Here is a 12,505-nt window from a genome sequence, read left to right as displayed (position 1 = left end):
TGCGCAAGGAGCTTATCACCCTCAATCCGGTCGTCGGAGATGCGGAGAGATATCCCGAACGAAAATATGTCAGTACAAAAATCATGGATCCCGACGATGCCCAGAAACTACCGGATGTATTGCTGATGAGGAGCAGTGAGATGATCCTCCTTCAGGCCGAATGTGCAGTGCGGATGAACCAATCATCCGAAGCCCAGACGATTTTATTCCGGCTTCAAAAACATCGCGACCCGAATGCGACGATCAGCACGGCAACCGGCGAAGAGCTGCTGAACGAAATTCTCACAGAAAGGCGCAAAGAGCTTTACGGAGAGGGATTTGCAATTGGAGACATAAAGCGCATGCGCAAACCATTAATAAGGAAGGGATTGCACACCATAAAGGGGGCCGGTACAACCGGAGAACTTTACCCGGCAGACAGCCACGAATTCTTTTTGCAGATTCCGCAAAGCGAAATACAAACCAACCTCGACATCATTCAAAATCCATAATCATCAATAATAACAAAATGAAACAATTAATTCACACACTGTTCTTTTTACTACTGGTCTCTGTTGCTTATGCACAGGAAAGTACCATCACCATCCGGGGAACCGTAGAGTTTCCTGATGAAAAGTTTCCCATTCTAATATACTACACGGATGGGCCGGAGAGAATCGATATCGATTCTATCCCACTAAAAAATGACAACTCATTCGAAAAGAGCATCACCTTACCGCATCCCGGCATTTACAGGATCGACCTGCAAAAATGGGAGATGCTCTCCTTCTGGGGCGAAGATGAAGATATCACGGTAGATTTCAGAGGTCGCGATACGGCACGGGTGAAAATCAAAAACCCTCCCTACCAGTTTATTGAAAACGCAGGGCCCAGCAATCAATTGATGAACCTCATCAACTACTTCGATTACAGACGATACCAGGGAATGATTCAGGCAGGTCAGGAATACGGACGTGCCATGGGGAGTGACTCCGAAGCATGGAAAGAGTACGCGAAAGATGGTTACACCAGAAATGGGGATAACGCGCTGGCTGATTATATATTCCTGGCTGAAAATTACAGCGACAGAAACAGTGCGGTAGCCCTGCTCTCCTATTTAAGAGATACGCCCGCCAAAGATGCGTTAATAGCCAGGCTGGAAAAAACAAAAAGCGATTATTATCCGTTCGTACAATACAAAAAGGAGGTGAGAGAGAAAGCCGAAAGAATGAGCAAGTTGCAACAGGGAATGAAAGCACCCGGTTTTTCGCTGCCTGCACCCGACGGCATCCAAAAAATAGGGCCGGAGAATTACAAAGGAAAATACCTGTTGATCGACTTCTGGGCATCTTGGTGCGGACCTTGTTTAAAGTCTATCCCTCAGCTAAAGGAGATTTACAGCAAGTATCACGCAAAAGGACTGGAGATTTTGTCTGTTTCCATCGACGACAAAGAGGATGCCTGGAAAAAAGCCATGGCGGCACAACAAATGCCGTGGGGTCAGGTCTGTGCACCCAACTCGGGCAAGGAGATTATGAAAGACTATCAGTTTAACGGAATTCCTCACCTTGTCTTGTTAGATAAAGAGGGAAAGATTGTTGAAAGGTGGCTCTCCACGGAAAAATTGGAAGAGTTGCTAAAAGAGAGGCTCGACCAATAAACAGGTTAGACAGAATCGCAAAAGGATTGGGTGTTCATCACCTGATCCTTTTCGTTTCAAGTAAAATGGACGGGAACAGCGTTATTTAACGCAACAAAGACCTTTATAACCGATATTAACTTAGGTTTTTATGTCCCGATTGTTAACTTTGCACATTCATCAAGAAAGAAAATTGAAATATGGTTAATAAAAGATCAACCGCACTCCTCGGTTTACTGTTTCTTTGTACCTCACTGCTTCTAGCGCAGGATGAAGTAATCTGGAATTTCTCGCTCAAGGATGTAGGAAATGGTGAAATTGAACTGGTGGCAGACGCTAAAATAAAACAGGGATGGTATCTATATGACACAACAATCCCGGATGGTGGACCTACTCCCACACAGATCAGCTTAGACCGGGTGACCGGCGCCGAACCTGTCGGCGAATTTTATGCCGAGACGAAGGCAAAGGTAAAATACGACGGCATCTTTCAAATGACGATCGGCACGTTCCAGGGGAACGCCCGGTTTATACAGCGACTCAGGGTGACAGACAAGACAAATTTCACCCTGCAGGGCGACGTTCGTGCTCAGGCATGCGACGACAGCAGCTGCACGCCTCCTTTACCCCACGACTTTTCCTTTACGGCGGCACAGCTTCCGGCCACGGTGACCGTTGCATCGCCTGCAGCAAACAAGCCTGCCTCATCGGCAGTAAACGAAAAAAGCGAGCCGCTTACGGCGTTGACTCCGGCACAGGCTGCAGACAGCCTGCAGGTGTCATCCCTTTCAGCTCCTACCTCAGACGGGGTCGACAGTGACTGGCTCTGGACACCCGTAATTGAAGAGTTGCAGGATTTCGGAATGAAGGGAAGCACTGCCGGCATGTCCCTGTTTTGGATTTTCCTCTCCGGTTTTATTGGCGGGCTCATTGCACTGATCACTCCCTGCGTATGGCCCATGATCCCCATGACAGTCAGCTTTTTCCTGAAACGAAACAAAACAGAAAAAAAGAAAGCCATCTCCGAAGCATTGGTTTATGGCAGTGCAATCATCGTCATCTATGTGGTGCTGGGGCTTCTGATAACCGGTATCTTCGGCGCGAGCGCACTGAATAACCTAGCCACCAGCGCACTGTTCAACCTGATTTTCTTTGCATTGCTGGTGGTGTTTGCCATTGCCTTCTTCGGTGGATTTGAGATGGTGCTGCCGGCAAAGTGGACCAATAGAATGGACGAGAGAGCCGATAAGACATCCGGCGCACTCAGCATCTTCTTTATGGCTTTCACGCTGGTACTGGTTTCCTTCTCCTGCACCGGCCCGATCATTGGGACGTTGCTGGTAGAAGCAGCCCTCTCGGGCAGCATCCTCGGACCGGCTATCGGCATGCTGGGATTTGCCATTGCACTGGCCATTCCCTTCGTCCTTTTTGCCATCTTCCCCTCGTGGTTATCCACCCTGCCCAAATCGGGCGGATGGCTCAATTCGGTGAAGGTGGTTTTGGGATTTCTCGAGCTGGCACTGGCACTTAAGTTTCTATCGGTGGCCGACCTTGCATACGGATGGGGAATTCTAGACCGGGAAGTGTTCCTGGTGCTGTGGATCGTCATCTTTGCGCTGCTTGGGATCTATCTTCTCGGGAAAATCAAGTTCCCCGGCGACAGCGACGTGCCCCACGTGACCATACCACGCCTTTTTCTGTCCATCATCTCGCTCGCTTTTGCCATATATATGATCCCCGGATTGTGGGGAGCACCCCTTAAGGCAATCAGCGCTTTCTCTCCCCCACTCTACACACAGGACTTCAACCTCTACGACGGTGAGGTGCATGCTCAAACCCTGGATTATGAAACCGGCTTTGCGCTGGCCAAACGGCAAAACAAACCGGTATTGATCGACTTTTCAGGCTATGGTTGCGTCAACTGCCGCAAGATGGAAGCATCGGTATGGACCGATCCCCGGGTGAAAGATATGCTCGACAACGATTATATCCTGATCACACTGATGGTAGATGACAAAACCAAACTCCCTGAGATCATCGAGGTGGACGAGAACGGTAGAACAACCCGCCTGAAAACCATCGGAGACAAATGGAGCTACCTGCAGCGTCATAAATTCGGCGCGAACGCACAACCCTACTATGTCGCGCTCGATCACGACGGGAAGCCATTGAGTCCGTCATACGCCTACGACGAAAATGTAGAGAGATACATCGAATTCCTGCAGACAGGATTGACCAACTTTAAAAAATAATCATCAGTGGAGACGTCATTCGGGCGTCTCCGCTTTTTCAGATATGAACACAAGAGCACAAAAACTGGAAGCGTTTGGGCGATTGCTCGACATCATGGATGAGCTCAGGGAGAAATGTCCCTGGGACAGAGTGCAAACGAACGAGAGTCTCAGGGCAAACACCATCGAAGAGACCTATGAGCTGGCGGAAGCCCTCCTCAACAGCGACAACGAAGAGATAAAAAAGGAACTGGGAGATCTCCTGCTGCATGTGGTATTTTATGCAAAAATTGGAGAAGAAAAACAGGATTTTGATGTCGCCGATGTCTGCAATGCCATTTGCGACAAGTTGATCTTTCGTCATCCGCATGTCTTTGGAGACAAGCATGCCGATTCGGCAGGCATGGTAGAAAAATCATGGGAACAAATCAAGCTGAAAGAAAATGGAGGCAACAAGACTGTGCTCGAAGGAGTACCTTCGGCACTACCTTCTCTGGTGAAGGCTTACAGGATTCAGGACAAAGCCCGCAACTCGGGATTCGACTGGAATAAGCGCCACGATGTGTGGGACAAAGTAAAAGAGGAACTGGGGGAGTTGGAAGCAGAAATTGAAAAGATGGATGCCGATAAAACAGAGGCCGAATTTGGCGACCTGCTTTTCAGCATCATCAATGCAGCCAGGCTCTATAAGGTGAATCCCGACAACGCTCTGGAACGTACCAACAGAAAATTCATCTACCGTTTTAATTATATGGAGAAGCAGGTGAAGGCTCAGGGTCGCTCCCTCAAGGGGATGTCACTCGAAGAAATGGAAGCGATCTGGCAGGAAGCAAAAAAGAGAGATCACTTAGCCTGATTACTTCCCTGTACGCCAACGGGTAAGCACGGTCCTCCGTTTCGGGAAAATGCCGTTCTGCTTGGTCCGTACGTCTTCCACCACATAAAAAATATTGTTGTCGAAATCGTTGAGTGTTCGCTCCAGCGTCTTCATTTCTTTCCGGTCGACAACCGTTTCAATAATATCTACTTCGTTGGTCGATCCGGTTCCATGCGTCATTGTAGCCCCGATATTCAGCTTATTGAGCGACTGCACCAAGTCTCTACCATTTTTTTGTGTATAAATCCGGCAAAGTATAATTCCGTAAGCGATCCTGTTTTCAAGCAAAATACCCACATAGTTGCCCGTTGCATACCCTGCCGCATAAGAGAGGTATGCCACCATATCGTTGGCTCTTGAAAGAATTTGCGAAATAACAACTACCCAGATAAATACTTCAACAAACCCAATCAAAGGGGCTTTGTATTTTTCGCCTTTCGAAACAAATATGATCCGAAGCGTTCCTAACGACACATCGATCACACGGCCAAAAAAGATAATCACAGGCAATAACCAGGGGTAAACGTCTAAAAAATCAAACATAAAAATCGAATATCAGTAATTTGAAATCAGAAATCAGCACTTTGCATCTCGGTGATGCAAGATGATGGATAAACGCGCTTGAAGAGGATTCCGGAAAAGGTCAATCTTCAGCGACAAGGCTCTTCAGATAACCGGTAAAATTCCGGATATCATCCTCCGTGGTGTCCCACGAACAGACGAGACGCTTTTCGTTGCGACTTTCATCCCAATCGTAAAAGAAGTAGCGTTCCCGCAGTTTGTCGGTAATCTCTTTAGGCAGGATAAAAAACAACGCATTCGATTCCACCGGCTGCGTAATCTCAACCCCCTTCACACTGCGTATCTCTTTCCACAACAATTTAGCAGCAGCGTTGGATTTCCGTGCATTCTCCAACCATAAATGTTCGTTTATATACGGAATGAACTGAGCGGAAATAAAACGCATTTTGGAATACAACTGGGTAGTTTGCTTCCGGTAATATTTCATATTGCCGGACAGTTCTTTTCTTAACGGAACAACAGCTTCACCGAACATCAATCCATTTTTTGTCCCACCCAGCGTAAAGATATCCACCCCGCAATCCACTGTGATTTCCTTGAGCGAAACATTGAGATACGCACAGGCATTGGCAATGCGTGTGCCATCCACAAAAAGAAACATATTGTGGGCATGAGCCAGCTCAGCCAGGGCCTTTACTTCGCCCGGTGTGTAACAGGTGCCCAGTTCTGTGGTCTGCGAGATAGCGATCACTTTGGGCTGTGAGTGATGTTCGAAGCCAAAGCCATGCAGGTGAGGACGAACCAGCTCCGGCGTGAGCTTCCCATCGGGAGTGGCAATCTCCTTCAAGGAGGCACCTGTCAATTTTCCCGGCGCACCGCACTCATCCACGGCAATGTGAGCCGTCGATGCACAGAGAACAGCATGGAAAGGATGCAGGCAGGCCTGCAGAGCCACCACATTTGCGCCGGTACCGTTAAACAGGAAGGAAGGCCTCAACTCACCGTCTTCGAGCAATCTGCAGATTGCCTTCTGTGCCTCTTGTGTCCACAAATCATCGCCATAGGCAATGGCATGATCTCTGTTCGCCTCTGCCAATGCCTGCAGGATACGGGGGTGAACCCCTGAATTATTGTCGCTTCCGAAACTCCGCATGGAAAATGATCTTTTGTACTACAAAGATACGAAACTTACCCTAAATTTGCCAGCAGGAACTTTCTGATCTCTTCCGGTTTCACGTTCTTCCGTCGGGCATAATCGTCCAGCTGCTCTTCGGTAATTTCACCGATCGAAAAATATTTGGAGTCCGGATGTGCAAAAAAGAGGCCACTGACCGACGCGTTAGGATACATCACCCCATTTTCGGTGAGTGAGATGCCAATCTCTTCGGTAGCAAGCAGCTTATGCAACAAAAAATTAACCGTCTGATCTGGAATGGAAGGATATCCCACTGCCGGACGAATACCCTGGTATTTCACCGCAAACAACTCGGCAATTGAGAGCTGCTCATCTGCGGCATAACCCCAGTATTCACGGCGCACCTTTTCATGCAGCCATTCTGTAGCTGTTTCCGCCAGTCGGTCGAGCAACGACTTCATCAGCAGGGCGAAATAGTCGTCTCCTTCTTCTTCATACTGTTTCATTTGTGCATCGGCACCGTCACCGGCAGTCACTGCAAAAGCACCGATGTAATCTTTCTTTTCTGACTCCCGGGAGGCGACAAAGTCGCTCAGGCTGAAATATTCATTTTTATCGGATTTCTTTTGTTGCCTCAGGAAAGGAAATGGTGTCCGATCGATAAAGATGGTGTCGTTTTCACTATAAGCTTCGTACAATCCGAAAACCGCTTTCACATAATCCACCTGTTCATCCGCAAAGCGCTGCAACATGGCCTGTGCATCGTAAAACAATTTGGCAGCTTCCTGTGCCTTCTCCTGTTCATCGTCACGGTACGAGGCTTTCCATTTTTCGTAAGCAGCCGTATCGTGCCGCGCAATGCGGGTAATCGTGTGAAATTTGGCAGATAAGTTCCAGGCAGGGAAAAAGAATTTCCAGTCGATATAGGGTATCAGCGTATCAACTCCAATCTTATCCAGCTTCACCCGGCCCATGGTTCGTGGGCGCACCGGCCTGTAACTGTCATCCGCCCGGAAAGCGTATGTACGTGCTTCCCCGAGTGAAACAAGCTCGGTCACCTTCAGCGAGTGGCCTGCACGCAGGAGTGCATATTCTTCCTTTACTTTCTGCAGATAGGCATCCCTGTTATCAACACTCATCAAGTTGGCAACAGCAGCGGGACTCTGTGAGGCATCCTTCACATATACCACAGCACCATGGCCATACCGGTGTTCAATCTTCAAAGCCGTGTGTAGCTTTGAGGTAGTAGCACCACCGATCAGTAGCGGCATGCTAAAGCCCGCCTTTTCCATCTCTTCGGCCACAACCCCCATCTCTTCCAGTGAAGGAGTAATCAAACCGCTCAGCCCCACAATGTCGGGTTTTTCCCGGTGTACCGTGTCGATGATCTTTTCTGGCGGGACCATTACACCCAGATCGACAATTTCATAATTGTTGCATGCCAGCACAATAGAGACGATGTTTTTCCCGATATCATGCACGTCGCCCTTCACGGTAGCAAGCAGGATCTTCCCTGCCTTCTGAGAACCTCCCAGCGATGTCTTTTCTGCCTCTATGGTGGGCTGAAGAATTGCGACCGCCTTCTTCATGGTGCGTGCTGCCTTCACCACCTGGGGGAGGAACATCTTCCCCGATCCGAAGAGATCGCCTACCCTGTTCATACCGTCCATCAGCGGCTTATCAATGATGTCTACGGCACGCGGATAGACCCGCAGCGCTTCCGCCAGGTCTTCTTCCAGATAATCACCAACTCCTTTCACCAGGGCATAACTCAGTCGCTCATCGAGGGTGAACGTACGCCACACCTGCTCTTTGGCCTGTTCGGCTTCGGGGGTTTTCTCGTTTTTCATCTTCTCGGCATAGGCCATCAGTCGTTCTGTGGCATCGTCGCGTCTGTTCAGCACAGCATCTTCCACCAGCTCTTTGGCGTCGGCAGGAATATCTTCGTAAATAACCGACTGGGCCGGGTTTACAATTCCCATATCCATTCCCGCCTGAATAGCATGATAGAGAAAGACGGAGTGCATCATCTCCCGGATGAAATCGTTGCCTCGAAAGGAGAAGGAGAGGTTGCTAACACCACCGCTCACCTTGGCATGCGGCAGATGCCCCTTGATCCAGCGAACTGTTTGAATAAAGTCTACCCCGTAATTTTTGTGCTCATCAATCCCGGTAGCAATAGCAAGCACATTGGGATCGAAGATAATATCTCCGGGATCAAATCCGTGATCAGTCAGCAACCTGTATGCTCTTTCACAGATCGCGATCCTACGCTCGTACGTATCTGCCTGTCCCGTCTCGTCGAAAGCCATCACCACCACGGCAGCGCCATAGGCTTGTGCCAGGCGAGCCTGCTGTAGAAATTCATTTTCCCCATTTTTCAGGGAAATGGAGTTGACAATCGATTTTCCCTGCACACATTTCAGTCCGGCTTCCAGCACTTCCCACTTCGACGAGTCAATCATGATGGGTACCCGCGACACATCGGGATCGGAAGAAAGCAGGTTCAGAAAGCGGGTCATCTCCTGCACACCGTCAAGCAGCCCCTCGTCCATATTGATATCGAGTACCTGTGCACCATCCTCCACCTGCTTGCGGGCAATGCCGAGCGCCTCCTCGTATTTCTTTTCCTGGATTAAGCGCAGAAACCTGCGCGACCCGGCCACGTTGCAACGCTCCCCGATGTTCAGAAAATTAATTTGTGGAGATACCTCCAGCAGTTCCAATCCGGAAAGTTGCATATAAGCAGGAGGGGCCGACTTGCGGTGTGGGGCAGCATGTTCCACCATTCGTGCATATTCGGCAATATGGGCGGGTGTGGTTCCGCAGCATCCGCCAATAATGTTTATCAATCCCTCGTCGATAAACTCTTTGATCTGGGCAGCCATCTTTTCGGGCGTCTCGTCGTATTCCCCCAACTGATTGGGCAATCCGGCGTTAGGATAGGCACTGATGTAGTAAGGCGCAATCCTGCCCAGTTCCTTCACATACGGCTTCAGATCCTTCGCCCCAAATGAGCAGTTCAAGCCTATCGCCAACGGCTTTGCATGATGCACGGAGGCAACAAAGGCGGCCAGGGTCTGTCCCGAGAGCGTGCGTCCTGCTTTGTCGGAAAGCGTCACAGAGAGAATGAGAGGAGTATGCTTTCCGGTTTGAGCGGCTACCTCCTCCGCGGCAAAGATGGCCGCTTTGGCGTTGAGCGTATCGAAAATGGTCTCGATAAGCAACAGATCCACCCCTCCCTCAACCAGTGCCAGCATCTGTTCTTTGTATGCAGCTTTGAAATCATCGAACGTGGCTGCCCGGAACATAGGATCTTCCACCCGTGGGCTCATTGAGGCCGTCTTGTTGGTCGGTCCGACAGATCCGGCAACGAACCGGGGCTTATGGGGTGTGAGTCGCGTAAACTCATTGGCAGCTTCACGGGCGAGCTTCGCTGCGGCCAGATTGATTTCGGCTGCCAGATGGCTCATCCCGTAATCCTGCATCGAAATGCTGGTAGCATTGAATGTATTGGTTTCGATGATGTCGGCTCCTGCCTCAAGATACTCCCGGTGTATCTGTCCGATGACATCCGGACGAGTAAGAGACAGCAAATCGTTATTGCCCTTCAGCAATATCGGGGAGTCTTTGAACCGTTCTCCGCGAAAATCGGCTTCGGTGAGCTTATGGCGCTGTATCATGGTACCCATCGCACCGTCGAGTATCAGGATGCGATCGGATAAAATATCTTCTATCTTCATTTTTTGTTTCTCTCAGTTTATTATTTCGCCCAAATTTAATCAATAAAATTGATTTTCAACAGTGATCAGGCTTGAAGCTCATATCGCCGAATCGTAACCGCAAAATGAGCCTCCTCATCCACACAACGACCCAGGCAACCACAAACCGTACGCCCAAAATCCACCATATGGAGACGCCCAGAGCCACGAACAAAAGGTTGTCCTCCAACACAGAATGTGACACAGCGAGGTGATAGTTCAACAAACTGGCATCGGTTTTGGTCACCTTTCCTTCTTTCATCTGATCCATCATCAGCGCCCCCCCGTAGGCCAGACCTACAATGTAGCCAATGAGCCAAAGGAAGGCTGTGCTTGCCGGTAATCCAAAAAACCGCAGAAGAGGTGCAACCGCCTTGCTCAGCTTAGGGATCAACCGGTATTCTTCGAGGAGGTTGTACAGCAGATTCAGGGTAAATACAATCACCACTATCAACAGAGCGATATGCAGAGAACTTTTCAGCCACAACAGCAGGACATCTGCTACCGAAGTCATGGCAGCAACGTCTGTTTGTGCAAACACGGGCATTCCCATTTCCCGCGGAAGGATAAAGTTCAGCACAATGCCTGTGAAAATACTTGTCACAATGCGCAAAGCGGTCATTGCCCAGAACGAAGTGCCTGTTCTGGCCTGTATGGCACTCTCCACGGGCAGGTTGTGGGATATCTGGCACATGAGCGCCAGAATAGTCAGTTCACGCAAGGTAATGGTCATGGATGCAATGATGGCCAGCGGTGCGTAGAGTGGCAGGAAAATGCTGGTAATAAATACGATTGCCGTACTTCCGGGCAGTCCCATAAATACAAAAAGGGGATCCAAAAAATCTGCCAGGAAAGCCAACACACCGTAATAATCCAGAAATCGCACAAGCAGTGAGATGGGCAGAATAATTTTTAGCAGCCACAGCGTGGTGCGGGCCGATTTTTTAAATGCACGAAGAAGGATGCTGTTCCAAAATTGCATAGTAGACGTTTGGAAATTATAGAAACCTAAAACACTTTATTGTACTGCCACTCCGCTTCGAAAAGCAGGCAGGAAGTTGCTCCCGGACATTCAGAGAAGAAGCAGAGCTACTTTTGAGCGATTACTTTCTAAACATTCGCTCCATATCACGCTTATCTTCTTTCTCTTTCAACGATTGCCGTTTGTCGTACTCTTTCTTTCCTTTGGCAACGGCAATAACCAGTTTTGCCAACCCCTTTTCATTGATGAACAAACGGACCGGGATAATGGTAAATCCGGTTTCGCGGGTCTGCCGCAGAATCTTGGAAAGCTCTTTTTTGTTAAGCAGCAGCTTGCGGTCGCGACGAGCATTGTGATTATTGTAGGTACCATAGAAATACTCGGCAATATGCATATTGCGCACCCACAATTCTCCACGTTCAAATAAACAATAGGTATCTACCAGGCTTGCCTTTCCCAGTCGCAGCGATTTAATCTCGGTTCCGGTAAGTACTATACCCGCAGTATAGGTCTCCAACAGTTCGTAATCGAACGTGGCACGTTTATTTTTTATGTTGATGGGCGTTTGTTGCATTATTTAATTAAAAATGAAAACAATCCCCTGATCACTGCCGGTGCCAGGATGATGAGGGCCGATGCGAGGAGAGTAAAGTTCAGCCTTTTTCCGGCTGACACATTCAAAAAAAAGAGAGCACCCGTCTGCACAACATACAGGGTGTAGAGCACAAGGAGCCAGAGGATAAAGAAATCGGAAAGAAACGGGACAATCATATACAATGCGAACACCACTACCGAAGAATATCCTGTAAACTTCTGAAAACGAGCCAAATTTTTACTCAAGCCAAAACGAGGTGCGGCTTCATTTATTGCGTAAGAGGAAATATAAAACCCTCCATATATTGACACAACATTGATGATGGCACTCTTGAGCGCACCTTGCAGTCCGCCATCACGGGTAAACCACATACCACCTATGAAAGCGGCCAGGGCAATGATTCCGATTACAGGATGAAGAAAACGGCCGACAAAGTCGTTCTGGCTCTTGTCTTCCTTGTCGATCTCTTTCCATGCACTTGGCGAAGCGACTATTAATTGTATGATTGTTACAAAAATATCTCTCCACATTACCTTATTATTTTGGATTGCAAAGGTAATCAATTCATCTTAAATAATGGAATGAGAGAGCGATTAAAAAAAAGCAGCTCTCTTTCAAGGGAGCTGCCATATTGCCGATAAGCCGATTGCCGGTCAATCACCACTAACCGTCATCCGGTACACTTGTGAATCCACTATTTGATCACGTCCTTTCATATAGTACTTGAACGTAATCTTCAACTCTTTGGTGTTCGTCGTACTTGACCCTTCATACCGGGCACGCA

At 48.7% G+C, this 12,505-nt stretch carries 10 protein-coding genes; 4 read left to right on the top strand and 6 right to left on the bottom strand.

The window, feature by feature from the left end; genetic code table 11:
• From B3Z75_RS03405 to mazG, 4 genes are all read left to right on the top strand, one after another.
• On the top strand, positions 1-491 hold a 491-nt coding region (locus B3Z75_RS03405; protein WP_294067779.1), incomplete at its 5' end, for a RagB/SusD family nutrient uptake outer membrane protein.
• 17 nt (positions 492-508) lie between these two features.
• Positions 509-1,639: a TlpA disulfide reductase family protein gene (locus B3Z75_RS03400; protein WP_294067777.1), complete on the top strand. Its 1,131-nt coding sequence runs from the start codon at positions 509-511 to the stop codon at positions 1,637-1,639.
• A gap of 179 nt (positions 1,640-1,818) precedes the next feature.
• The gene (locus B3Z75_RS03395; protein ID WP_294067775.1) at positions 1,819-3,870 is read left to right on the top strand and encodes a protein-disulfide reductase DsbD family protein; all 2,052 of its coding nucleotides are present in this window, start codon (positions 1,819-1,821) and stop codon (positions 3,868-3,870) included.
• Between the two features lie 43 nt (positions 3,871-3,913).
• Complete coding sequence (gene mazG / locus B3Z75_RS03390) at positions 3,914-4,705, top strand: nucleoside triphosphate pyrophosphohydrolase (protein ID WP_294067773.1); 792 nt, start codon at positions 3,914-3,916, stop codon at positions 4,703-4,705.
• On the opposite strand, the gene B3Z75_RS03385 is transcribed toward mazG, so the two are convergent.
• The 6 genes from B3Z75_RS03385 to B3Z75_RS03360 all read right to left on the bottom strand — a co-directional run bounded on the left by B3Z75_RS03385 (position 4,706) and on the right by B3Z75_RS03360 (position 12,251).
• Positions 4,706-5,269, bottom strand: a complete 564-nt coding sequence (locus tag B3Z75_RS03385; protein ID WP_294067771.1) for a DUF2179 domain-containing protein — start codon at positions 5,267-5,269, stop codon at positions 4,706-4,708.
• Positions 5,270-5,369: 100 nt separating this feature from the next.
• Positions 5,370-6,401, bottom strand: a complete 1,032-nt coding sequence (locus B3Z75_RS03380; protein ID WP_294067769.1) for a threonine aldolase family protein — start codon at positions 6,399-6,401, stop codon at positions 5,370-5,372.
• A gap of 35 nt (positions 6,402-6,436) precedes the next feature.
• A complete protein-coding gene (gene metH, locus B3Z75_RS03375; RefSeq protein WP_294067767.1) occupies positions 6,437-10,126 on the bottom strand; it encodes a methionine synthase in 3,690 nt (1,229 codons plus the stop codon).
• Positions 10,127-10,181: 55 nt separating this feature from the next.
• On the bottom strand, positions 10,182-11,126 hold the full coding sequence (locus B3Z75_RS03370) for a nucleoside recognition domain-containing protein (RefSeq protein ID WP_294067765.1): 945 nt from the start codon (positions 11,124-11,126) through the stop codon (positions 10,182-10,184).
• 121 nt (positions 11,127-11,247) lie between these two features.
• Entirely contained in the window at positions 11,248-11,700 is a 453-nt protein-coding gene (smpB, locus tag B3Z75_RS03365) for an SsrA-binding protein SmpB (protein ID WP_294067763.1), read from the bottom strand.
• Positions 11,700-12,251, bottom strand: coding sequence for a YIP1 family protein (locus B3Z75_RS03360; RefSeq protein WP_294067761.1), 552 nt, complete (start codon positions 12,249-12,251; stop codon positions 11,700-11,702). The genes smpB and B3Z75_RS03360 overlap by 1 nt, the downstream gene beginning before the upstream one ends.
• Positions 12,252-12,505 lie beyond the last annotated feature (254 nt).

The sequence above is a fragment of the Proteiniphilum sp. UBA1028 genome, from assembly GCF_002316955.1.
In the GTDB taxonomy this organism is placed as follows: Bacteria; Bacteroidota; Bacteroidia; order Bacteroidales; family Dysgonomonadaceae; genus Proteiniphilum.
The sequence above is the reverse complement of the archived record's forward strand: the minus strand, read 5'-3'. Positions and strand labels throughout refer to the sequence as shown.

Excerpts from the sequence above, each read along its gene's own strand:
- B3Z75_RS03400 (WP_294067777.1), top strand. The coding sequence starts at position 509 with ATGAAACAATTAATTCACACACTGTTCTTTTTACTACTGGTCTCTGTT.
- B3Z75_RS03395 (WP_294067775.1), top strand. The coding sequence starts at position 1,819 with ATGGTTAATAAAAGATCAACCGCACTCCTCGGTTTACTGTTTCTTTGT.
- mazG (WP_294067773.1), top strand. The coding sequence starts at position 3,914 with ATGAACACAAGAGCACAAAAACTGGAAGCGTTTGGGCGATTGCTCGAC.
- B3Z75_RS03385 (WP_294067771.1), bottom strand. The coding sequence starts at position 5,269 with ATGTTTGATTTTTTAGACGTTTACCCCTGGTTATTGCCTGTGATTATC.
- B3Z75_RS03380 (WP_294067769.1), bottom strand. The coding sequence starts at position 6,401 with ATGCGGAGTTTCGGAAGCGACAATAATTCAGGGGTTCACCCCCGTATC.
- metH (WP_294067767.1), bottom strand. The coding sequence starts at position 10,126 with ATGAAGATAGAAGATATTTTATCCGATCGCATCCTGATACTCGACGGT.
- B3Z75_RS03370 (WP_294067765.1), bottom strand. The coding sequence starts at position 11,126 with ATGCAATTTTGGAACAGCATCCTTCTTCGTGCATTTAAAAAATCGGCC.
- smpB (WP_294067763.1), bottom strand. The coding sequence starts at position 11,700 with ATGCAACAAACGCCCATCAACATAAAAAATAAACGTGCCACGTTCGAT.
- B3Z75_RS03360 (WP_294067761.1), bottom strand. The coding sequence starts at position 12,251 with ATGTGGAGAGATATTTTTGTAACAATCATACAATTAATAGTCGCTTCG.